The following is a 23927-nucleotide window of genomic DNA, read 5'->3' as shown; positions in this document are numbered from 1 at the left end:
GGTTAACAAAGTTTATTTTTTGAAAAAATCGCTCCGCATTTGCCGTGTCTGTTCTGCCCTGCCAGAGGGAAGGATCCGCTTTCTGATAATTAGGAAGGTGTTCAAACATTCAATGCTCCTGTATCTATCTTAAAATCCTACGTGCCGCGGCCGAAGGTCCGCGGCATCCAGAAAACTGATCAGTCAGTGACAGATTTCTTTATACAGATCATTCCATTTTGGGCTTATATTTTCAATCATTTCGACCTTCTATATCTCTCTGGATGCCGCGGACCTTCGGCCGCGGCACGTAGGATGTCTTACGAGTTTTTCATAAGTCCTGTGACTATATTATGCCAACTTAACCCAATGTCTGGTATGATATCTGATTATATAGATACATAGTGCCAAATAGTGGATGAGGATACCATGTTTATTATTACTGGGGGCGGAAGCGGACTTGGTAAAGCGTTAGCATTGGCTTTAGCGCAGCGTGGAAAATCGGTATTAATCGTGGGGCGCCGGGAGCAATTATTGCAAGAAACGGCTGCTGCCTCAGCTTTAATTAATTATTTATGTACTGATGTTTCAACAGAAGCTGGACGAAAGGTGCTGAGTGAATTTTGCAAGTCTTTACCTGCAATCACTGCGTTGATTAATAATGCGGGTACTCTCGAACCCGTGGTTGGAATTAAAAATCTGAAAGCAGAGGATTGGCATCATACTTTAAATACCAATCTTGATGCCCCACTGTTCTTGCCACAAATGCTTTATGACAAATTACTTAATGGCAGGGTGTTAAATATTGGCTCCGGAGCTGCCTATTTTGCTGTAAAAGGCTGGACTGCTTATTGTGTTTCAAAAGCTGCTTTGGCTATGTTGACCCAATGCTGGCAATTGGAATCACACCGCGTTGCATTTGCTAACGTGATGCCAGGTATCATAGACACTGACATGCAAGCTATTGCGAGAAAAGGCTCTGAGATGGATCCGGAACAGGTTGCATTTTATCAGCGTCTGAAAGATAACAATCGTCTGGTCAGTCCAGAAACAGTAGCCGAATTTTTTGTCTGGCTATTACTGGATACGGATAAAGAAACGTATACTTCAAAAGAGTGGGATCTTTATGATACCAGCCATCATTCGGCCTGGCTTAAAGCACCTCATCAAGTACTTCATTGGGATTTCTAATGTTCACCTGTGATACTTTGCTTATAAATGCCACCCTTCTCGATGCCCAAGGCGTCCAGTTACCAGGACAGGCTATTGCTATCAAAGAGGGAAAAATAAGCTGGTGTGGTATGTCTGCCGATCTTCCTGAAAGCCTGATGAAACACGCCAAATGCATAGAGGATTGTAAAGGACAGTTAGTCACGCCAGGGTTAGTTGATTGCCATACCCATCTGGTTTATGCCGGTAACCGGGCTGCTGAATTCAAGTTAAAACTGGATGGCTTAAGTTATGCCGAAATCGCCAAAGCAGGCGGCGGAATTATTTCTACAGTACGTCAAACCCGTGCTGCCTCTGAATACGAATTGCTGCAACAGTCTTTACCACGAATCCTTGCTTTGCGTAATGAAGGTGTTACCACCGTAGAAATTAAATCAGGCTATGGTCTTGATTTGGAAAATGAATTGAAAATGTTAAGGGTTGCGAGGCATTTGGCTTCTTTAAGTGGTATGAGAGTAAAAACCACTTTTCTTGGAGCTCATGCCGTAGGCCCTGAATTCAATGGTAACAGTCAGGCTTATGTTGATCATCTTTGTAATGAAATGTTGCCGGCGGTTCATGAATCAGGTTTGGCAGATGCCGTGGATGTTTTTTGTGAGTCTATTGCTTTTTCCCTTGCTCAGACTGAGCAAATTTTTACGGTCGCCCAGGCTTTGAATTTACCCATTAAATGCCATGCAGAACAGTTATCTAATTTAGGTGCCAGTGCTCTTGCTGCTAATGCGGGTGCTTTGTCTTGTGACCATCTGGAGTTTCTGGATGAAGCCGGAGCTGAGGCCATGGCCAAAGCCGGTACAGTGGCTGTTTTGCTTCCAGGCGCTTTTTATTTCCTCAGGGAAAAACACAAGCCGCCAGTAGACTTGCTGCGCCAGGCCGGGGTAGGGATAGCCATTGCAACGGATTCGAATCCAGGTTCATCACCAACAACGTCCTTGTTATTAATGATGAATATGGCGTGTCAGTTTTTTGCCCTGACAGTACCTGAGGTGCTTTCTGCTGTAACCTTTCAGGCCGCCAGAGCCTTGGGACTGGAAGAGCAGATTGGCAGTATTGCTGTAGGTAAAGCTGCAGATCTGATTTTATGGTCTATAAATGATAGTGCAGCACTTTGTTATTATTTCGCTTATCCTTTACCGCACAAAACAATGATTGCTGGTGAGTGGATATCCATTAAAAATATTATTCAGGAGTCCGGACATGTTGCATCGAACTAAGTTGATGTTAAAAGCAGGTTTTGCTTCAGGATTATTGTTCACCGCGTTTCTGGTACAGGCTGAGACGCCAGTAGTGATTAAAAAGGAAACGCCTGCATATATTCTTGATATTAAATACCCGCAAGGATTTAAAACGGATAGCGTGAATGCCGCCATTAAGAATTTTATTGATAGCACGCAAAAAGAGTTCATGAATGAATTATCAGAAGATGAAGACACACCTGCTGATGCACCCGGAAAAACCGGCCTTAATGTGACCTATTCAATTCCCTATAAATCAGACACTGCTTTGAGTGTTCAGTTTAATGTTTCAATTTATCATAAGGGAGCTGCCCATCCTGCCAATACCGTTGCGGTAGTAAACTTTGTAAAAGGACAGGAAGTAAAGCTGGCTGATTTGTTTGTTTCTGGAGCTGATTATCTGAAGCCTATATCAGCTTTCGCTAAAAAGGCAATTACGGCGAAAAAGATATCCGATGAAAAGTGGATAAGTGAAGGCACCAAGCCTACTACAGAAAATTATGCCGTCTGGTATTTTACTGATAAAGGTATTGCTGTGTTGTTTAATAGTTATCAGGTTGCAGCCTACGTCTATGGTGAACAAACTATAAACATTCCCCTGTCACTTATTTCTGCCATGCTGAAGCCGGAAATAGCAAAATCTGTGTGGGGTAATTGATGTCAGATACCCCATTTATAGCTGCGAACAAAAATGTAGCTGAATTAACGTTCAGAGTAGTGTTGTTGGCGATAATACTGACCGTGTTGTTGGCTATGTCTAATGCATATCTTGCGCTGAAGTTAGGGATTTTAACTTCAGCTTCAATTCCAGCAGCTATTATTTCCATGGGAATTTTGCGGTTTTTCAGAAACTCAACCATTCTTGAAAATAATGCCGTGCAAACCGCGGCTTCTGCTGGAGAGGCAGTGGCAGGCGGTATTGTGTACACTATTCCTGCATTAATCATTATCGGATTTTGGAATCACTTTGATTATTGGACCAATTTCTTTATCGCTGCCTGCGGTGGAATTTTAGGTGTTTTATTTTCAATTCCCCTGCGTCGGCTTTTGGTAAACGACGACACCCTAAAGTTTCCTGAAGGGCGGGCAATAGCCGAAGTATTGAAATCCTCTGCTGAAAAAGCAGGTATTAAGGATATCTTTATTGGCGGTGCTATCGGTGGTTTCATCGAACTCTTACAGCTTGGTTTCAAGATTATAGCCAACAGCTGGGGGTATTGGTTCGTCATGAAACGTTCCCTCTTTGGCCTGGGTGCAGGCTTTTCCGCTACTATGATAGGTGCAGGCTATCTTGTCGGACATGATATGGCCATCAGCATTTTTCTGGGGGCGGTCATTTCCTGGTTGGTAGCATTACCTGTTGTCAGTCGGTTTTATCCTGATTTTGTGACGCAATATCCCCCTGAGCAGGCAGCGACTTTATTGTGGAATAGCGAAATGCGCTATTTGGGAATAGGAGCTATGTTGTTTGCCGGTATGTGGACTTTTTTAAAACTGGTTAAGCCTTTATCAAAAAGTATCAGTAATTCGTTCAGTTCATTTATGTCTAAAGGTAGGGCAGGAACAGACTTTCCTCGTACTGATAAAGACATCCCCATGCCTTTCATTCTGATGGGCATTGCGACCATGGCGGGCATATTATTTTTATTCTTCCAGTTTATGTTTCCGCTGTCACAAGTGGGATTGAATAATACTTATTCGCCTACCTTAATCTTTTTTGCCGTGCTGTATGTCTTATTTATCGGCTTTTTATTTTCAGTGATTACGGCTTATTTTTCCGGGATGGTTGGTGTTACAGCAAGCCCTGGCAGTTCGGTCGTTATTTCCGGGATGCTCTTTGCCGCCTGGTTATTGCTAACAGTAATAAACCATATGCTGCCCCTTCCTTTAACACCTCATCAGGTTCAGGCGGCAGAAGCCATTACTATTATTATCGGTTCCGTGGTAACGGGTATCGCAGCCATCGCTAATGATAATACTCAGGATTTAAAAGTGGGGCAATTGGTAGGGGCAACGCCCTGGAAACAACAGGTCATGTTGTTACTTGGTGTGGTTGTTTCAGCTTTGGTTATCCCACCCGTCATGCAATTATTATTTAACGTGTACGGAATTGCAGGAGTAATGCCTCATCCTGGAATGGATGTTTCTCAATCCTTACCTGCACCTACGGCAGCATTGATGGCTGCAATTACTGAAGCGGTATTCAGTAATTCCTTGCCCTGGACCATGATGCTTATTGGTTCTGCCATTATATTGCTGTTCATCGTCGTAAACAGGATTTTTAATGTCAAACGCTTTCTGAATTTATCCATATTGGGCATCGCTATTGGTATGTATTTGCCACTTGCCTCTTCGTTTCCTCTCTTCATCGGCGGAATCATAGCCTTAATTGTGCAAAAGCGCTTGGGACGTTTGAATTTTTCTAAGGAAGATACAGTAATCAGAAAGCAGAAGGGTACATTGATTGCCTGCGGTCTTGTCGCGGGTTCCGCCATCATCGATGTGTTACTCGCCATACCTTTTTCAATTTTCCAAAGCCCCGATGCCTTACAGCTGGTAGGCCCTTCCTGGAAGAATGCAGGTATTTATTTAGGAGTGCTCTCGACACTATTGTTGGGATGGTGGATCAACCGCCGGGTCTGTGTCGATAAAATATAATGTAGCCTTGATGCAGCGACAGCGAAATCAAGGTTTTCCTTAATTTTAAGCCTTGTGTGAAGAAAGAAAACCTTGATTTCGCTGTCGCTGCATCAAGGCTACATTTTATATTATTTGCCTTGGTTAATCTAACTTCATCCTGCTTTCTGCTCCAGATTCATAACTGATTTCTTCGGCTTTCTTTATCATGAGGTTAAAGCGATTGATTGATGTGGTATTGATCAACCCAAACAAACCTAAAATGAAAGTGGTTATGTTTTGTCCCATATTCAATATATCGTAAAAAGAACTTTTATAGGTTTTTCCATCGTCATAAGAAACCAATTGACCTTTACCCGCCGCAAAAGTATCGAGAACCAAACGTATACCGTCTATATCAGTTTGAACCTGCAGTAACGTAACAACATAATTCATGATCTCGTATTTTTCCTTGTGCAAATCCAGGTTGACGCCAAAGAAGGTATGGCTGCGCTCATCATTTTTTAAGAAATCACGGTATTTAACAAAACTTTTAAACTCGTCACTTTCAAAAAATAATGTTGCTTCGGCAGTTTTGGGAAGGAGTTCTTTTGCCGCAGTTGTAACTACAGTACCAAGAAATGAGAGTGCTGCTTTTTTTATTTCACTAGTTCGACTGGTAGTTTGTGTCACATGTTCACGACTATGTACTGTTGCTTTCACGGGAGCGGGTTTTGGGGGGATGTCAGGAGAGTTATTTACCTGAATCGGCAGGATGAATGGGTGAGCAGGAGAATTGACTTTGCTATGAAGGAATCGAGTGTGTGAATCAATAAAAGACAACCTGTCCTCAGTGGGGTGACTGCCCGTTTTGCTCTTATTTACAAGATAAGTAGCGGCATTTGCCAATGCAGACGCATATACTGGTAAGAAATTTTGATTGCAAGGGGCTCTCTCACAGTCTCTTTTACGGCCGTTGAGTTCCAATTCGTGATTAAACCAATGACTGTGAAAATACACGGGCTTTTTTATATTTGAGGGGATTTTGGTTTTTACTTCATTAGCAAAACGTATAACATCTTCCAATTTAAAATGCATGAGTACAACTCTCCTGTAAAACTTCGACAAAAAAAATGATAGATGACTTCATTTTGCTCTATTGTACAATAACTTGGTCTTGGATACACCTTTACAAATCGTAGTCTGTATTAGCGAAGCGTAATACGGGAAAGAAAGTGGCAATAAGCCCTTGAATACTAAAAAAATAAGGTCTACTCTAAATTCAAAAAATAATACTAGGGACTACAATGAAAGTGATGGTAATCGGAGGTACAGGATTAATCGGTTCTGCTGTAGTGAATGAATTAAAGCCGCGACATGAAGTCATCACGGTAGGGCATAGTGATGGAGAGTACACGGTCGATATTTTGCAAATGGACTCTATAAAGGCTTTGTACAAAAAAGTCGGCAAAATCGATGCGCTGGTCATGGCTACGGGCAAAGTATCGTTCGTTACCTTAGCTAAAATAACCTGTGAAGAGATGTATGTTGGCCTCAACAGCAAGCTCATGGGGCAAGTCAATTGCGTCTTGCTCGGGTTGGATTATATGAACGATTTTGGTTCTTTCACCCTGACTAGCGGTATATTGAATCATGATCCCATTGCTTTGGGTGTATCGGCATCAATGGTGAATGGAGGTATTGATGGCTTTGTGACCGGTGCTGCAATAGAAATGCCCAGAGGTATTCGCATTAATGCAGTAAGCCCAACTGTAGTGACAGAGGCTTTAGACAGTTACGGCCCTTATTTCAGAGGCTATGAACCTGTACCGGTTGAACGCGTTGCCAGGGCTTACAGTAAAAGTGTGGAAGGATTGCAAACAGGGCAGATTTACCACTCCCGATAGTCTCTCCAATCAGTGGCAAAATGCCGTAACCCGGTCTGCTTGCAGTTGTCACTGCCAGTATAACTGTTCCGCTTCCTGACGGTCGCGGCTCGGTTTCCGGTGCACGATGAAGTATCTACGAACGCACGAAAACCGAGCCGCGACCGTCAGGAAGCGGAATTTTTGTTGCGGCACAGAGCATGATTTAGTGCTACGGCATTTTGCCTGTTGTTATTTTATTATTTTTAAATACGTGTAGCCTTGATGCAGCGATAGCGTAATCAAGGTTTTCCTTAATTTTTGACCTTATGTGAAGAAAGAAAACCTTGATTACGCTATCGCTCTGAATGATCCTCTCATATTGGGTAACACTCAGATCTATGCAGGATCGCCTTCCCCTCTCCGGGGGAAGGTGCCCGACAGGGCGGATGGGGGGATCAAAAAAGGAGTTTCTATCAAATAGACCATTTTGTTTTAGAGCTTTCTACCTTAAATGAGTTCTCTTTTTGATCCCCCCACCCGCCCTGTCGGGCACCCTCCCCCGGAGGTGGAGGGGCTACTTGCGATGATCATCCTGTTTATTTACATCTTTTTACGAGATTAAAATTATGAGAGGAGCACTCAGCGCTATCGCTGCATCAAGGCTACAGTTTTTACATTATTCAATCGGTCATAAAAGGATCCATCGATGGATCGGTGTTCAGGGTGTATTCTGCTCTCTTGGCCACATCATCGCGTACTTGAGTGCCAAACAACCTGGCGATGACATAAAGGCTCATGTCTATGCCGGCAGAAATCCCTGAAGAGGTCACAACATGGCCATCGTCAACCCAGCGTGCTTTTTTAATCCAGTTCACCTGTGGACCTTGTTCCATTACCCAGTTAAAGGCCAATTTATTAGTTGTCGCTTTATGACCATCCAAAACGCCAGCTTTAGCTAATAATGCTGCACCGGTACAGACTGAAAGAGTGATGTCTGTGTGATCGGATTTGTCTTTTATCCAGTCGAGCAAAGGCTGATTGTTTACTTCTCGTCTTGTACCCATACCCCCAGGTATCAGCATATAATCCAGATGAGGTGCATCGCCCCATCCAAAGTCAGTCTGTACTCTTTGTCCATGGATTGATTTGACCAATCCCTGATGTTGCGAAATGAATACCACATTAAGTTTGTCGGGCAACATACCAAACATTTCCAGTGGGCCAAATACATCCAAAGTTTCAAAGTCAGGGAAAAGTACTATGCCAAGAGTCTTGAGTGCAGAGTGTTGTGTCATTTCTCATCCCTTTATTTATGCAGACATCATCAAACCTAAAAGTATAGAACATATTAACTTTCATTGGGTTTTCGCTGAAACCAGGTTTCTCCCTCAACCAGTCTTGCAATTAACATACTGCTGACACTGTTTCCGGTCACATTAATCATAGTAGCCAGTGGATCAATGATAATGCTGATGGCGGCAATGGCAATCAAAACCGAGGGAGGAAAGCCGTAAACGGTGAGAATCAGCAATTCACCCAGCATACCACCACTTGGGATAGCTCCCATCACTGTGCCTACCAGTAAAGAAACACCCAATGCTGTGAATAAAACATAAGGACCGGAAAAATTTAAATGAAAAATTCCGAATAAAAATGCAATCTTAAAAACTCCGCCAATCACCGAGCCGTCTTTATGAATGATGGATCCTAAAGGTATGGCTGTTTCATATATTTCAGGAGCAACCTTCATTTTCTTTGTTGCAGTCAGATTAGCAGGAATACTGGCCGCACTACTACAGGTTGCAACAGCGGTTACCATGGGGAGGAAGACATGGGACCAAAACAATTTGATGCCTGTCATTCTTCCAGCCAGATAAGCATAAGCCGTAAACGCTAAAAGGAAATAAATTATTGAAGACGCATAATAGATTACGGTCACGCGCAAATAACTTTCCAACAGTTGCGGCCCCATTTCACTGACCAGTACTGCGAAATAAGCAAAAAAACCAATGGGTGCATAATACATAATCAGCCCAAATACGCGCATGAAAATATCTTCACCGGCTTTTAAAAAAGCACTGAAGGATTCACCCTGTGTTCCGGCTTTAGCGGTTGCAAGACCTACCATAATTGAGAATACGATTAGAGCAAGAATATGTTCATGAGACAGTAATTTGGAAAAATCAGATACGGTAAATATGTTAGTTATTTGATTGAAAAAGCTCAGTGTCGTGACTTTCTCAGGCATGGCAAGCTGCAGGCTGACATTCTGAGCGGGAGGGAAAGTGATTACAGTGAAAATCGCAAAAATAGCAGCGATTATCCCGGTAAACACGAACACAACAGACATATAAAAAATAATTTTACCTAATTTCCCTACAGAGCCAGCGCGCGCTATAGCTGAGGAAACGCTGAAAAATATCAATGGGACAATTGCGGTAAAAATCAAATTCAGGAAAATATCACCAAAAGGTTTTAAATATTGGGCATTTTGTCCACTGAGGTAACCGGTAAGCCCCCCCAGAAGAATTGAAGAAATTAGAATAAGGGGAAAGAGATACGTTTTAAATCCTTTATTTTGAGCATTCACTGTTCATTCGCCTTCTAAAATCGTCATCCTGAGCGCGGCTTTTGGCACGAAGGATCTCCTCATACAGGCACCATGCCACTCTCATAACGACGTAGAGTCGCGAATGGCAGAGTATCATAGTTTCGTAGCCCGTATTAGCGGAGCGTAATACGGGAAATTGCCACTTCCATCCTGTATTACGCTCCGCTAATACAGGCTACAAACAGTGCGTTACAAAGTCTCAATCCGTACCCTATGTTCAACCAGCTTGTCTTTAGCCAACAAAGCCTGCGCCAGTTTTTCCTGTTCTTTGGCAATAATATCCGCAGGTGCCTTGTCAGTAAATTTAGGATTGTTTAATTTACCCTGAGCCAGATCAATATCTTTATCCAGCTTTGCCAGTTCTTTGGCAAGACGTGATAATTCAGCTTCTTTATCAATCAAATCAGCCATAGGAATCAGTAATTCAATATCCCCTAAAACAGCGGTTGCTGATACCGGTACTTTTTCATCAGCCTCCAGGAAATGAAGCTGTCTAATTTTACTTAAAGCCTTTAAAATGTGCTCGTATTTCTCAAAACGTTCCTTCAAAGCTGGCGTTACATGGCGAACATTTAAAGGAATCTGCTTCGCAGGAGAAATAGACATTTCACTGCGAATGGTACGAATAGCCTGAATTGCGGCTTTTAACCAATCCAGTTCTTCTTCAACGGTTTCATTAATGAATTGCGCATCCACCTGAGGGTAAGTGCTCAACATAATGGAATTACCATTCTCATTAGTAAATTTGGTTGCCCTTTGCCAGATTTCTTCGGTAATAAAAGGCATCAGTGGATGAAGTAATTTTAAAACCTGATCTAGAATATGGAGCAGTGTTCTTCTGGTACCACGTTTCATTGCACTTAAAGCATGTTCATCCTGAAGTACTGGTTTTGACAATTCCAGATACCAGTCACAATACTCATGCCAGACAAATTCATAAAGTGTATTGGCTAATAAATCGAACCTGTAGGTTTCAAAATAATGATGTGTTTTCTCTATAGTGCGTTGCAGACGCGATAAAATCCATTGATCAGCAGGGCTGTATTGAAATGCACCGTCACCAAAATCGACTTGCTCTTCATCAGTATTAAGCATGACATAACGGGCGGCATTCCATAACTTATTACAGAAATTTCTATATCCTTCAACACGTCCCATATCAAAACGCACATTGCGCCCTGTAGATGCCAGAGAGCAATAGGTAAAGCGCAAGGCATCGGTACCGTATGCATTGATACCCTCAGGAAACTCTTTACGCGTTGCTTTGGCAATTTTATCGCGTACAGAAGTCAGCATCAGGTTGGAGGTTCGCTTGGCAACCAGAGAATCAACATCAATCCCGTCAATAATGTCCAGAGGATCGAGAACATTCCCTTTGGATTTTGACATTTTATGTCCTTCACTGTCGCGGATCAGGCCAGTAATGAAGACGTCTTTGAAAGGAATTTTTCCAGTAAATTTAAGACCCATCATAATCATCCGGGCAACCCAGAAGAAAATAATATCAAAACCGGTAACCAGCACAGAAGTGGGGTAGAACTGCTCCAGTTCAGGAGTACGTTCAGGCCAGCCTAAAGTTGAGAAAGGCCACAAGGCTGATGAAAACCAGGTATCCAATACGTCTTCGTCTTGCTTTAATGGAGTGGCTTCATCAATCTTGTATTTAAAACGAACGTCATTTTCACTGTAACCCACATAAACATTGCCGTGATTATCATACCAGGCGGGTATGCGATGTCCCCACCAGAGCTGGCGGCTGATACACCAGTCTTCGATGTTTTCCATCCATTGATAATAAGTCTTGGTCCAGGTTTCAGGAATAAAACGTATTTCACCTTTTTGAACCGCAGCAATCGCAGGTTCAGCTAAGGGTTTGGTTTTGACATACCATTGGTCAGTTAATAAGGGCTCAATGACAACGCCGGATTTTTCCCCGCGAGGCACTTTTAATTTATGCGGCTCTGTTTTTACCAGCAAGCTCACAGCTTCCAAATCTTTGATGATTTGTTCTCTGGCGACAAAACGATCCATGCCTTGATACTTAAGGGGCGAGTTTTTATTGATGGTCGCCTTTTTGGTAAGAATGTTGACCAGCGGCAATTGGTGGCGCTTACCTACTTCATGGTCATTAAAATCATGGGCTGGTGTTATTTTAACGCAGCCGCTGCCGAATTCTTTATCTACATATTCGTCTGCAATGACAGGAATTGTTCTGTCACAAAGGGGAAGATGAACCTGTTTGCCTATTAAATGTTTGAAACGCTCATCTTCAGGGTGCACTGCTACAGCAGAGTCACCGAGTAAGGTTTCCGGGCGTGTTGTAGCTACAGTAAGTGATTCCTCGGAGTCAACAACCGGGTATCGTATGTGCCAGAGGAAACCATCCTCTTCTTCAGAAAGAACTTCAAGATCAGAAACGGCAGTTCCCAGCTTGGGATCCCAATTGACCAGACGCGTACCGCGGTATATCAAACCCTCTTCATGTAACTGCACAAATACTTTTTGTACTGCTGCAGACAAGCCTTCATCCATGGTAAACCGTTCACGAGACCAGTCTACTGAAGTACCCAGGCGTCGCATTTGTTGCGTGATGGTATTTCCGGATTCACTTTTCCATTGCCATATACGTTCCAGAAATTGTTCACGAGTAAGATCTTTTCGTGATGTCCCTTGGGCTTCCAATTGGCGTTCAACGACCAATTGAGTCGATATGCCTGCATGATCGGTTCCTGGCTGCCATAAAGTTTTATCCCCCATCATACGGTGATAACGCGTCAAAGCATCCATAATCGTATGTTGAAAACCATGTCCCATGTGCAGGCTTCCTGTGACGTTAGGAGGGGGGAGCATGATACAAAAGCGGTTGCCATCACCGCGTGGTTGAAAGTAATTGTGACTTTCCCATTTTTTGTAAGAAGGCTGTTCTATCGCCTCGGGGGAATAGGTTTTATCCATGTTTTTGCCTGTGGTGTAAAAACTGTGAATTTTATCACAGACAAATACTCTTTCACAGGAGAAAAGGGGATGTGGACATCCTGAACGTTTGCGTGCCCGGGTTTTCTTCGGGCAAGCAGACGTTCGCGAAAGACAAATCTTAGGGAAAAATTACCACTTCGATCCTGTATTACGCTTTGCTAATACAGGCTACGGAATTGTGCCAATTACAGGTCTGTAGCCCGTATTAGCGAAGCGTAATACGGGATCGAGTATCGCTGAATTAAACTTCTTGCAACTCTTCAGGCTCACCAGGCTTATGGCGATGATCCTCAGCAATGTAGCTGTACATTGTAGGTACCACAAAGAGGGTAAAACAGGTACCAATTAACAGTCCTGTAGAAATAACCAATCCTATATCAAAACGGCTTACCGCACCTGCTCCGGAAGCAATCAGGAGTGGTAACACACCAAAGACCATAGCTGCCGTTGTCATCAGAATAGGCCTTAGACGAATCGCAGCTGCCTCTTCCACCGCAGCACGTTTATCCATATTCTTTTCCCGTTGCAAATGGTTCGCGAAGTCAACGATTAATATTCCATGTTTACTGATCAATCCTATCAGGGTAATCAAACCCACTTGAGTGTAAATGTTGATACTTGCCAATCCCAGATTCAAAGGAATTAACGCACCACAAATGGACATGGGGACAGAGATCAATACAATGAGTGGGTCACGGAAACTTTCATACTGTGCTGCTAATACCAGATAGATGATAATAATCGCAAAGATAAAGGCAAAAACCAGGGCACTTCCTTCCTGCATAAATTGCCTTGATTCACCACCAAAGTCATAAGTAAATCCTTTAGGCAGGGTTTCGTTCGCTGCTTCCTGCAAAAATTTCAATCCATCACCCAGAGTTTTACCTGGCATCATTACGGCTTGAATAGTTGCCGAGTTCAGCTGTTGGAAGTGAGTCGCAGCATTAGGTTCAGTTCTTTCTTTAGGAGTAACAACTGTTGAAAGCGGAACCATAACATTGTTGATGGTTTTTACATAAATCTGCCCCAGTTGCTCTGGTGTCAGGCGGAATTTACGATCCAGCTGTGGTATTACCTGATAACTGCGGCCTTGTAAATTAAAGTAGTTTACATAGTTGCCGGAAAGGGCGCTGGTCAAACTGCTGCCTATGGCCCTCATATCCAATCCCATTTCTGACGCTTTGGCACGATTAATTTCCAATTCAATCTGAGGTTGGTTAAATTTCAAGCCGTTGTCAATGTAAATGAATAAACCGCTGTTTTTGGCTTTCTCAGTTAATTTGTTAGACACGTCAAATAAACTCTGGAAATCATTCGTTGTTTTTATGACGAACTGGACTGGAGGGCCACCGCCACCACCTGGAAGGGGAGGGGGTACTATAGCGAAGGCATTAAGTCCCGCAACCTGAGATAATTTGTTTTGTAAGGGTTCTTTCATGGCAAACTGACTGGTATCACGCTCATCCCAAGGCTTTAAAACCATACCAGAAATGGGCTGAGCCATGTTGACGGTAAAATAGTTCTCAGTTTCAGGGAAACTTTTATAAATCTCATCGAAAGGCTTGGTAAATGCTTCAATGTAATTAAGAGTCGCATATTGAGGAGCCACGGCCATTACAAAGAAAAATCCCTGATCTTCATCGGGCGCGGTCTCTGCAGCAGTATTGGTATACAAATAGGGGAGCATCAAAATGACAACGGCTGCAAAAACCAGCATGATAGCGCGGGTATCTAACAAACTGTGTAAAGCATTTTGGTACTTTATTTTTAATTTGTTAAAAATATTATCCAGAAAATGCACGAACTTTCCGCTACTGATTTCTTTGGATAACACTTTGGAACACATCATTGGGGACAAGGTTAAAGCAATGACTCCCGAAATGATAACCGAGCAGGCGAGGGTAAAAGCGAATTCCTTAAAGAGTGCGCCAGTTAGTCCTCCCATGAATCCAATGGGTGCATAGACCGCTGCAAGGGTGATGGTCATAGCAATAACTGGTGTAGCAATTTCGCGGGCACCAATAATGGCTGCATCAAACGGCGACTTTCCTTCTTCTATATGCCGGTGGACATTTTCTACAACCACGATGGCATCATCCACCACCAGACCGATAGCAAGCACAAAGGCCAGAAGAGTTAAGAGGTTGACGCTATACCCGAGCATGAGCATCAGAGTGCACACACCCACCAGTGACAGAGGGATAGTTACTATAGGTATTAATACGGAACGCAAAGACCCAAGGAACAGGAAGATTACTATAATAACAATTAAAGCTGCTTCAATAATGGTGTGCATTACTTCATTAATGGATGCACGTATGAATGCTGTAGCATCGTACACAATAGTTCCTGTCAGTGAAGGAGGAAATTCTCTGACTATAGATGGCATCAGCGCTCTGACATCACTAATCACGGTGAGCGGGTTTGCTGTTGGAGTTGGTGTAATTGAGATAAAGACTGCTTTCTTGCCGTTAAATGTTACCGAGCTGTCATAACTTTGCGAACCCAGTGTCACCTCGGCAATATCACGTAAACGAATAATAGAACCTTTGTTGCTGCGTACAATCAGTCGACTGAATTCTTCCGCATCATTCAGATCGGTCTTGGCTGTGATATTAAGCGCTACATATTCATTCTTTGTGCTGCCTGCTGCGGTTAGAAAGTTATTGCTGGCCAGTACCGCGGAGACATCGGACGGGGTTACATTCAGTGCCGCCATTTTAATCGGGTCAAGGAAAATACGCATGGAATAGGTGGCACCACCCAGAATTTCCGCCTTAGCCACACCATCAACGGTCTGTAATTGAGGTTGAACTACACGGGTCGCATAATCAGTTATCTGCTGTGGTGTCATGTCCTGACTGTCGAGACTGATGTACATCAAGGCAGTTGATGAGTCAGAGGATTTTAGAATAACGGGTTGCTGCGCTTCTTTAGGTAACTGGTTCAGCGTCTGTTGCACTTTACTCATAACATCGGTAAATGCAATTTGCGGATCAAAATTTAATTTAATGTTTAGGGTAATGGTACTCAGACCCTGAACACTGGAAGAGGTCATGTAATCAATTCCCTCGGCACTGGCAACGGAGTTTTCCAATGGGGAAGTGATGAATCCTGCGATAAGCTGGGCATCAGCACCGGGATAACTGGTAGTAATAGTAATAACAGTATTATCCATACGGGGATATTGGCGAATTTGCATTTTATTGATGGAGCTAAGTCCAAAAAGAAAAATCAGCAAACTGACCACTATGGAAAGAACAGGGCGTTTGATAAAGAGATCTGTAAATTTCATAAATAATCCTGCTTATGCCACTTTGTAGCCCGTATTAGCGGAGCGTAATACGGGATTGCGATGCGGCAATGTTTTTATATTGTGGTGAAACGCTTATTATTGTCCCAAAGTGTCAGGATCGGCGACATCACTCAAGGTTACACTGTTGTTAATCACGACAGGTGTTCCATTTTGTAATTTCAAATCACCTGTACTGACAACCAATTGTCCGGCTTTAATACCTTTCTTGATAACGGTATAGTTTCCTTGCTGCTCACCTGTGGTCACGAAAATACGGTTTACCACCAATTGATCCGTGCCATCTTTATTTTTCTTGCCTGTGGTATCCTTTTCAATAACATAAATGGCATTACCATAAAGGCTGTAAGACACTGCAGTTGAAGGAACAATGACGGTTTGTGGCACAGGTGGTTGCTCTATATCAATTGATGCAAACATCCCGGGAATAAACACGAAGTTGTTTATCTTGTTTTTGGCATTTAAATCACTGTTACAGGTAACAATCAATTTATCGCCACGCTCTTCCTTGCGGGTGGTAATGAGTGATGATTTAGTTGGTTCTTTCACTGCTTCAGCAGGACAATTGGGTAATCTTGCCTGAACCAGAACGTTGTGCGTGTTTAAATCAATTTTTGAGTTAATTGCTGATAAGGTACCTTCAAACAGTGCGTTAGGGAACTCTTCTACAGAGAAGGTAATTTTTTGATTGAGTTTAATACGTTTATACAACTGCTCAGGAAGATAAAATTCAAGATACAAGGGATCCAGTGATTGCAGCGAAACGATTGCAGTTTGTCCCGGGCTTATATACTGTCCCAGGTTAACCTGGCGAATTCCCAAACGGCCAGCAAAAGGAGCGCCTATATGCTTTTGGTTAATCTGCGCCTGAATTTGTTCTACTTTTGCCTGAGCCTGTTGCAAATTAGCTTTCGCCTCATCAACACTGGAACTTGGTGTAGCTCCTTTCTTGAATAGATCAGTCTGGCGTTTGTAATTCAGTTCTTTCAGAGTCAGTTCTGACTGGTTAAATTTCAACAAAGCCTGATCAATACTGTCGTCAATAGTGATTAAAGGTGCATCTTTGTTCACATATTGTCCTGATTCAAAATCAATTTTAACAACGTTTCCAGAGGCTTCAGAGTTGACATCAACACCATTAATCGCCACGAAATTCCCTATGGCACTAATGGTTGGATGCCAGTCTACTGCTTGGGCAACAGCTGAGGAAACAGTAACCGCGGGAGGGCTATAACTGGCGAAGAACTGTTTGATCATTACTGACTTTATCAGGTTAAAAGCGATAATGCCGCCGAAAACAACAAGCAGTGCTATTGCCATAATAGTCATACGCTTTTTCATTGTCTTCCCCTACTGATTTTTTGATAAATTAATTAATTCGCCAAATATAACATAAAGATATAGTTAATCACCTTTTTGTTTTGATATGTTTCAATTTTTATTTGTTGCATGGGTATAAAAAAAACCTATTGACTAAATTGAATGCTATGTTACTATGCGGCCTCCATCATATTTAGGGGTAAACCATGAAGTTGAAGTCGTTGTTATTTATAGTTTGTTTTAGCTTATTTACCAATGTTTTTGCCGCAAACGTTCACCTGCACCCAAAAGCGGATGCCCAAGACAAGAAGACGATCCAAAAAGGTGTTAGTTATCCTGGTTATTGCCAGATTGAAATCATTAACCAAAGTTTCACCGATGTACGTGTTTTCGGTACTTTTGATGATGGTTCAACAGTAGATTTTAATATTTACCGTTATGAGTCACCACATTACATCAGCCTGTTTTATAATTTCTACTGCCATAGCGGTATGTACATTACTATTCAGTCACCTTATTACACCATTTATTCCGGTTGGACGAATGTAAACAGCACTATTCGAGTTGTTCCTTACTTGAAGCAAGCTAAAGCAGAATTGTCTACCCGATAAGTTTTATATATCACAAGCAAGGGAAGGTTCATCATAGATGCACCTTCCCTTTATCTTTTTGAGGAGTTGTAAATGAAATACCTCGTTTCCTGTTTGTTGGCTATACCTTTATTAAGTTCATGTACTGTAGTTGAAGAACAATATTATGATCCCGGTTATTATCCACCGCCACCACCACGTGTTGAAGTTCACCCCATTCAACCCCCACGCCAGTTCAACAATTATCATGGCCATCATCAGAATAATAATGGTTACAGACCGGCGCCGGGCAGACGGGTATATCAGGGGCATCCTAATAATGGTGCGCCAGTTGTTGTAAACCCACGTCCTCAGGCACATGGTAATGCGTCTCCAAACGTACATGGTCATCCTGGTACTAATACAGGAAATGTGCACGGCCATCCAGGAACTGGCAATGTTCACGGGCATACTAACAGCAATGGTACCGTTCATGGCCATGGCGGAAATACCGGCAGTGCAGTAGTCGTTCAGCCGCAGGCAAGTACCGCACCAGCTCAACCTCAGCCAAATGCAACTGGACATGCGCCACAGCAGGTGACAGTGCACGGACATGGTTGATGAGGGGTTGATTTAAAATAGGCGTAGCCTTGATTATGCTATCGCTGCATCAAGGCTACAGTTTTTTTATATATTTAAATCAATCGCCTATTACTTAACTTAACGAATTTCGGATAAGAAAGTTATTTGAGCCAGTGTTTACCTCGATCCGTTCGGGCTGAGGAGAGGCGGTAGCCTCGTCTCGAAGCCTTAGTACAGTGCCAAGGCTTCGAGACAGCGCTATCGCGCTTCCTCAGCCCGAACGGCATCGAAGTAACGACTGGATAAAACAAGCTTCTTATCCGAAAATCACGTTAACTTAATGGCAATGAGGATGACGGTAACATAAAAACGCCCCCCAAATACCAGAGCTAAAATTGTACTATTACATCTTAGTATCCCGATATATTTTGTGATACTCTATAAAGGTTTTTTCTTATAGGAGCCTTTATGCGTGACTCACTGAAGATGTTATTAGTGGGATCTATATCCATGATTATTATTGCGTGCGCTGCTTCTCCTCATGCTGAAAGTACAGGAGAGTATCTTGACAGCACCACCACGACAACTAAGGTGAAAGCCAGTTTAGTGGATCAGTTAGGAACGGATGGTTTTTCAGTGAAAGTCAAGACTTATAAAGACGAAGTGCAACTCAGCGGCTTCGTTGATACACCTCGAATAAAACAAAGGGCAGCAACTGTTGCTGCGGGTGTCGATGGTGTGCGAAGTGTCCGTAATGACATCATTGTGAAATCAAGATAAATAATATCTCAAGCTAAGGATTACTCATGTTTGATGGAAGTTACACTATAGAACGTTTTGATGAGGAATTATTTCAGGCTATAGCGAATGAAAAGCGTCGCCAGGAAGAGCATATTGAACTGATAGCCTCCGAAAATTATGTGAGTCCCAGAGTTTTACAGGCTCAAGGTTCCGTCCTGACGAATAAATACGCTGAAGGTTATCCCGGAAAACGCTATTATGGTGGTTGCGAATTCGTGGACGTTGCCGAAGATTTGGCGGTAAAGAGAGCGAAAAAACTCTTTGATGCCCATTATGCCAATGTGCAACCTCATTCAGGCTCTCAGGCCAATGCCTCAGTGATGATGGCACTTTTGTCGCCTGGCGATGTCTTTTTAGGCATGGCTCTTCCGCATGGTGGCCATTTGACTCATGGCTCCAAAGTCAATTTTTCAGGTAAGTTGTATCAGGGGATAGAATATGGTGTTGATACTAACACCGGTCTGATTGATTATGACGCTCTGGAACGTCTGGCCATAGAACATAAACCTAAATTAATTATCGCTGGATTTTCTGCCTATTCACGAGTCCTGGATTGGGCACGCTTCAGAGCAATTGCGGATAAGGTGGGTGCTTACCTGATGGCTGATATGGCTCATGTAGCGGGTCTTGTTGCAGCAGGTCTCTACCCATCACCGGTTCCCTATGCAGATGTCGTCACTACAACCACGCATAAAACCTTGAGAGGCCCTCGTGGCGGCTTGATTCTGTGCAAGGCTAATGAAGAAATTGAGAAAAAATTAAATTCAGCAGTGTTCCCGGGAATGCAGGGCGGTCCTTTGATGCATGTGATTGCAGCTAAGGCAGTTGCCTTTGCAGAAGCTTTATTGCCCGAGTTCACAGCTTATCAGCAGCAAGTTTTGCTCAATGCAAGAACCATGTGTGAGGTATTGAAAAGCAGAGGATATAATATAGTATCCGGTGGTACTGATAACCATTTGCTCCTGGTTGATCTGATGAATAAAGACATTACAGGAAAAGATGCTGATGCCGCACTGGGTAAAGCAAACATTACTGTAAATAAAAACTCGGTTCCTAATGACACGCGTTCGCCTTTCGTGACCAGTGGCTTGCGTTTGGGAACTCCAGCTGTAACGACACGAGGATTTAAAGAAAAAGAAATAACACTTTTATCCAATTGGGTAGCTGACATATTGGATAATATAAATGATGAAGTAATCAGTGCGCGAGTGAAAACTCAAGTATTACTTTTGTGTCGTGAATTTCCGGTTTATGCTTAATTATGTATTGTCCATTTTGTCATGCAGAAGAAACGAAAGTTATTGACTCACGCTTAGTCGCTGATGGTGCTCAGGTGCGCAGAAGGCGTGAGTGTCTTGAGTGTCATGAGCGTTTTACCACTTTTGAAAGCGCTGAGTTAATTATGCCGCTTATCATCAAACGCGATGGAAGGCGTGAGCCCTTTAATATTGATAATCTACGCTCAGGAATGTTGCGCGCTTTGGAAAAAAGGCCAGTGAGTGTTGATAGTCTTGAAGAAGCAATCATTTCCATTACCCAGGAACTGCGCAGAAAAGGGGAGCGTGAAGTGGACGCTCAACTGATTGGTGAGTTGGTGATGAAAGAGTTATTCAGGCTGGATCACGTAGCATATGTGCGCTTTGCATCAGTTTATAAACGGTTTAAAGATGTAAGTGACTTCAGACAGACTATAGACCAGATGAAAGAAGATAAAAATTAACATACTTCGATTTGTAGCCCGTATTAGGCGTCAGCCGTAATACGGGAATTAATTCATTGCCGCTTCGATCCCGTATTACGGCTGACGCCTAATACGGGCTACGGGAAAGGTATTATAAAATTTAAAGAGGTAAGAGTGGAAAAGCAATCGATTAACGGTAAACGACGAGCACGTAAATTGGCCCTTCAGGCACTATATCAATGGTTATTGTCAGGAGCTGATCTTCATGAAATTGAGGCTCAATTTCGAGTGATGAATAATATGGATAAAGTGGATGTAGATTATTTTTCACGCTTACTGCATGGGGTAGCGGCTCAGGTTGATGCTTTGGAATCCAGTATTCTTCCTTTTATAGACAGAGATATCAGCGGATTAAATCCTATAGAGTTGACTGTGCTTCGTATTGGCGCTTTTGAGCTTTTTCACTGTCCTGAAATTCCCTACAAAGTAGTACTGGATGAATCCATATCCTTGACTAAAGAGTTCGGCTCTCAGGATGGTCATCGTTATGTTAATGGTGTGTTAAACAACCTGGCAAAACAAGTACGTTCAGTTGAAATTAGCCTGGGAAACGAATAAATAAATAGTGCCTGATGTTCAGATTAAAGGAGCAACAATGAACCAAGTCAGTCTGGCAAATCGAGTGTGGCAAGATCCTGTTTACTTTATTGCTTTTGGTTTTGGTACCGGCTTAATGCCAATAGCCCCTGGTACCTGGGGTACTTTAGCCGCTTTTCCTGTCTATCTTTTAATGCTGAATACTCATTGGAGTATTTATCTGGGATTGACTCTTTTGGCTTTCATCCTGGGTGTTTGGGTGAGCGATAAGGTATCAAAAGATCTTGGCGTGCATGATTACAAGGGAATAGTCTGGGATGAAGTAGTAGGATATTTATTAACCATGTTTTTAGCGCCGGTTGGCGTCACATGGATGATTACAGGCTTTCTTTTATTTCGGATTTTCGACATTTGGAAACCGCAGCCCATACGTTTAATCGATAAAAAGGTTCACGGAGGCCTGGGTATTATGCTCGACGACGTGGCGGCTGCAATTCCAGCCTGGTTGATAATGCAAGCCTTGGCCTGGAGCTTTGCATAATGAATGAAAACCACAAAGAATTAATCAGTATGGGGTTAACAATAGGGATAGTTATACTTAGTATTTTTATCATTCACAAATTTATCCCATCCATGGTCTGGGCAGCAATCATAGCCATAGCGACCTATCCCTTGTATGAGAAATGGCGCAAATTTTTTGGCAAAAGAGATAATGTTTCTTCCTTACTGTTCACTACCTTGATTGGCTTACTGTTTTTGCTCCCTTTAAGCTGGCTGGTGGGCATCTTAATTAAAGAATCGCAATTGTTTATTAATTTTTTGCAGCAGATAAACAAGGATGGCGGTTCCGCACCTGATTTTTTCAAGAATTTTCCCTTCATTGGTAATGATTTGGTGCTTTACTGGGATGAGCATATTGGTAAGCCAGGGAATATAAAAGAATTCCTCTCTAATCTGCATGTGACTTTAACTCCTGCCAGTTACTACATCAAACAAATCGGTTTTAATCTGGCGCATCGCAGCTTTCAGGTAGGTTTTACCTTATTAACCCTGTTTTTCTTTTACCGTGATGGAGACAAGCTGATGGAGCAAGTCCATCACGTGGGCGAATATTGTCTGGGAGACAGATGGTTCCGGTATTCCGATCGCCTTCCCCGTGCTTTAAGGGCTACTGTTAACGGGACTATCGTAGTTGGTATCGGTGTGGGTATTTTAATGGGGATTTGCTATGCCCTGGTGCAATTTCCAGCTCCTACACTGACGGGATTTATTACAGCATTAGCAGCAATGATTCCTTTTGTGGTTCCCCTGGTATTTATCACTGTAGCTCTGGTTTTACTCTCTGTTGGCAGTGTCATCAGCGCTATTGTTGTTTTGGTCTGGGGCACTCTGGTTATGTTTGTGGCCGATCATTTCATCAAACCTGTATTGATTGGCGGCGCAATAGAATTGCCTTTTCTAGCCGTTTTATTTGGAATCCTGGGTGGGGTGGAAACTTTAGGTTTATTAGGTCTGTTTTTAGGACCCATGATCATGGTTTTATTTATTACCTTGTGGCAGGAGCCACAAAATAAGGTTCATGTCCGAGCTGTGTGAATGCATCTACGTCGCGTCCTGAGCATTACCTAAAGAAAACCGAGCCGCGACCGTCAGGGAGCGGAACAGTTCGATGTACTCCATTGTTGATTATTCATCAGATACCAGATCCAAAATTTCCGCTCCCTGACGGTCGCGGCTCGGTTTTCTTAACACTATCATTTTTGTACCCTGTATTGTGGTGAGTCACAATACAGGGGTCGGCGAACTCCTAGAGCCCACCCTTATCAAAGGCCATTCCTACATTAAAATTAAGTGTATTAATTGCGTAACGCTTATTCTCAATTTCTTTGATAGTGTTGGTGGTTAAATAGCGATAATCCATACCAATCCAGGCAAAATCATCCATAAACATACCCACACCAAGAATTCCCTGAGCTGCAGCACCGTTACTGGTAATGCTCTCGGTATGAGAGACTCCAGTATTGGTGTTTACGAAATTACCACTCATTCTGACTCGTGCATGTCCTATTCCTGCTCCAATGTAAGGAAAAACAGGATTATCAACGTCATAACGAATAAAATCGTAATAAGCATTAATCATTCCGTACAACGCACCAATGCTACCCTTAAAACCTAATTGCTTGGCCAGAAAATGATCTTGGGGGCAATAGCCGGTAGGAGTGACTACGTTGGGGCTTTGCAGGGTACAGCTGCCAACGGTAAGTGGTCCAGTACTGTTCCAGTTAAAAAGTAATTCACCTTCTAATCGGAACCCTTCGTAACGGTACCCTAACATACCACCGCCACCACCTCCAATGGGGCTATTTTTAACTGTCCCTGTGAACAGCTCGTGGTCTTCACGGAATACTGTCTGGTGACTGGATGGGCCAGTACTCATTTCACCCATGGCACCTACATAAAAGCCATTTACCAGATTCAAGGCAAAGGAAGAACCTGGCAATAAAAGGTTTGATAATAAACCCGCATAAATAAACTGCTTCATGGAAAAT

20 protein-coding genes are annotated in these 23927 nt (G+C 42.8%); 13 read left to right on the top strand and 7 right to left on the bottom strand.

Annotation, left to right across the window (positions count from 1 at the left end; translation table 11 throughout):
* The first annotated feature begins 408 nt into the window (after nucleotides 1-408).
* From B094_RS0109930 to B094_RS0109915, 4 genes are read left to right on the top strand one after another with little or no spacing between them, the layout of a single operon-like run.
* Nucleotides 409-1170, top strand: coding sequence for an SDR family NAD(P)-dependent oxidoreductase (locus tag B094_RS0109930; protein ID WP_018577662.1), 762 nt, complete (start codon nucleotides 409-411; stop codon nucleotides 1168-1170).
* A complete protein-coding gene (gene hutI / locus B094_RS0109925) occupies nucleotides 1170-2423 on the top strand; it encodes an imidazolonepropionase (RefSeq protein ID WP_018577661.1) in 1254 nt (417 codons plus the stop codon). Before B094_RS0109930 ends, hutI begins: the two co-directional genes overlap by 1 nt.
* Nucleotides 2407-3102 (top strand): DUF3298 and DUF4163 domain-containing protein, encoded by a 696-nt coding sequence (locus B094_RS0109920; RefSeq protein ID WP_018577660.1) that lies wholly within the window; start codon nucleotides 2407-2409, stop codon nucleotides 3100-3102. The genes hutI and B094_RS0109920 overlap by 17 nt, the downstream gene beginning before the upstream one ends.
* On the top strand, nucleotides 3102-5102 hold the full coding sequence (locus B094_RS0109915; RefSeq protein ID WP_018577659.1) for an OPT family oligopeptide transporter: 2001 nt from the start codon (nucleotides 3102-3104) through the stop codon (nucleotides 5100-5102). The genes B094_RS0109920 and B094_RS0109915 overlap by 1 nt, the downstream gene beginning before the upstream one ends.
* Nucleotides 5103-5225: 123 nt before the next feature.
* Here B094_RS0109915 and B094_RS0109910 read toward each other — a convergent pair whose 3' ends face one another.
* Nucleotides 5226-6158 (bottom strand): hypothetical protein, encoded by a 933-nt coding sequence (locus tag B094_RS0109910; protein WP_018577658.1) that lies wholly within the window; start codon nucleotides 6156-6158, stop codon nucleotides 5226-5228.
* Nucleotides 6159-6367: 209 nt separating this feature from the next.
* On the opposite strand from B094_RS0109910, the gene B094_RS0109905 reads away from it, so the two are divergent.
* Nucleotides 6368-6967: a short chain dehydrogenase gene (locus B094_RS0109905; RefSeq protein ID WP_018577657.1), complete on the top strand. Its 600-nt coding sequence runs from the start codon at nucleotides 6368-6370 to the stop codon at nucleotides 6965-6967.
* Nucleotides 6968-7608: 641 nt separating this feature from the next.
* Here B094_RS0109905 and B094_RS0109900 read toward each other — a convergent pair.
* From B094_RS0109900 to B094_RS0109880, 5 genes are all read right to left on the bottom strand, one after another.
* The gene (locus tag B094_RS0109900; protein ID WP_018577656.1) at nucleotides 7609-8223 is read right to left on the bottom strand and encodes a DJ-1/PfpI family protein; all 615 of its coding nucleotides are present in this window, start codon (nucleotides 8221-8223) and stop codon (nucleotides 7609-7611) included.
* Between the two features lie 53 nt (nucleotides 8224-8276).
* Nucleotides 8277-9518, bottom strand: a complete 1242-nt coding sequence (locus B094_RS0109895; RefSeq protein WP_018577655.1) for a dicarboxylate/amino acid:cation symporter — start codon at nucleotides 9516-9518, stop codon at nucleotides 8277-8279.
* Between the two features lie 210 nt (nucleotides 9519-9728).
* Entirely contained in the window at nucleotides 9729-12494 is a 2766-nt protein-coding gene (locus tag B094_RS0109890; RefSeq protein WP_018577654.1) for a valine--tRNA ligase, read from the bottom strand.
* 262 nt (nucleotides 12495-12756) lie between these two features.
* On the bottom strand, nucleotides 12757-15810 hold the full coding sequence (locus B094_RS0109885) for an efflux RND transporter permease subunit (RefSeq protein WP_018577653.1): 3054 nt from the start codon (nucleotides 15808-15810) through the stop codon (nucleotides 12757-12759).
* A gap of 96 nt (nucleotides 15811-15906) precedes the next feature.
* A complete protein-coding gene (locus B094_RS0109880; protein WP_018577652.1) occupies nucleotides 15907-17169 on the bottom strand; it encodes an efflux RND transporter periplasmic adaptor subunit in 1263 nt (420 codons plus the stop codon).
* A 185-nt stretch (nucleotides 17170-17354) separates the two neighbouring features.
* Between B094_RS0109880 and B094_RS0109875 the strand changes: the two genes are divergently transcribed.
* The 8 genes from B094_RS0109875 to B094_RS0109840 all read left to right on the top strand — a co-directional run bounded on the left by B094_RS0109875 (nucleotide 17355) and on the right by B094_RS0109840 (nucleotide 22974).
* The gene (locus B094_RS0109875; protein ID WP_018577651.1) at nucleotides 17355-17759 is read left to right on the top strand and encodes a hypothetical protein; all 405 of its coding nucleotides are present in this window, start codon (nucleotides 17355-17357) and stop codon (nucleotides 17757-17759) included.
* Nucleotides 17760-17831: 72 nt separating this feature from the next.
* On the top strand, nucleotides 17832-18338 hold the full coding sequence (locus B094_RS16005; protein ID WP_018577650.1) for a hypothetical protein: 507 nt from the start codon (nucleotides 17832-17834) through the stop codon (nucleotides 18336-18338).
* 429 nt (nucleotides 18339-18767) lie between these two features.
* On the top strand, nucleotides 18768-19079 hold the full coding sequence (locus B094_RS0109865; protein ID WP_018577649.1) for a BON domain-containing protein: 312 nt from the start codon (nucleotides 18768-18770) through the stop codon (nucleotides 19077-19079).
* Between the two features lie 26 nt (nucleotides 19080-19105).
* Nucleotides 19106-20359, top strand: coding sequence for a serine hydroxymethyltransferase (gene glyA / locus B094_RS0109860; protein WP_018577648.1), 1254 nt, complete (start codon nucleotides 19106-19108; stop codon nucleotides 20357-20359).
* 2 nt (nucleotides 20360-20361) lie between these two features.
* Nucleotides 20362-20820: a transcriptional regulator NrdR gene (gene nrdR, locus B094_RS0109855; protein WP_018577647.1), complete on the top strand. Its 459-nt coding sequence runs from the start codon at nucleotides 20362-20364 to the stop codon at nucleotides 20818-20820.
* 135 nt (nucleotides 20821-20955) lie between these two features.
* Nucleotides 20956-21399 (top strand): transcription antitermination factor NusB, encoded by a 444-nt coding sequence (gene nusB / locus B094_RS0109850; protein ID WP_018577646.1) that lies wholly within the window; start codon nucleotides 20956-20958, stop codon nucleotides 21397-21399.
* Nucleotides 21400-21436: 37 nt separating this feature from the next.
* Nucleotides 21437-21919, top strand: a complete 483-nt coding sequence (locus B094_RS0109845) for a phosphatidylglycerophosphatase A family protein (protein WP_018577645.1) — start codon at nucleotides 21437-21439, stop codon at nucleotides 21917-21919.
* Nucleotides 21919-22974 carry an AI-2E family transporter gene (locus B094_RS0109840; RefSeq protein ID WP_018577644.1) on the top strand — a complete coding sequence of 352 codons (1056 nt, stop codon included), beginning with the start codon at nucleotides 21919-21921 and terminating at the stop codon, nucleotides 22972-22974. Before B094_RS0109845 ends, B094_RS0109840 begins: the two co-directional genes overlap by 1 nt.
* 211 nt (nucleotides 22975-23185) lie before the next feature.
* On the opposite strand, the gene B094_RS0109835 is transcribed toward B094_RS0109840, so the two are convergent.
* Nucleotides 23186-23920: an outer membrane protein gene (locus tag B094_RS0109835; protein ID WP_018577643.1), complete on the bottom strand. Its 735-nt coding sequence runs from the start codon at nucleotides 23918-23920 to the stop codon at nucleotides 23186-23188.
* Nucleotides 23921-23927 lie beyond the last annotated feature (7 nt).

This window comes from Legionella shakespearei DSM 23087, from assembly GCF_000373765.1.
Lineage (GTDB): Bacteria > Pseudomonadota > Gammaproteobacteria > Legionellales > Legionellaceae > Legionella > Legionella shakespearei.
This window is presented reverse-complemented; position numbering and strand designations above follow the sequence as displayed.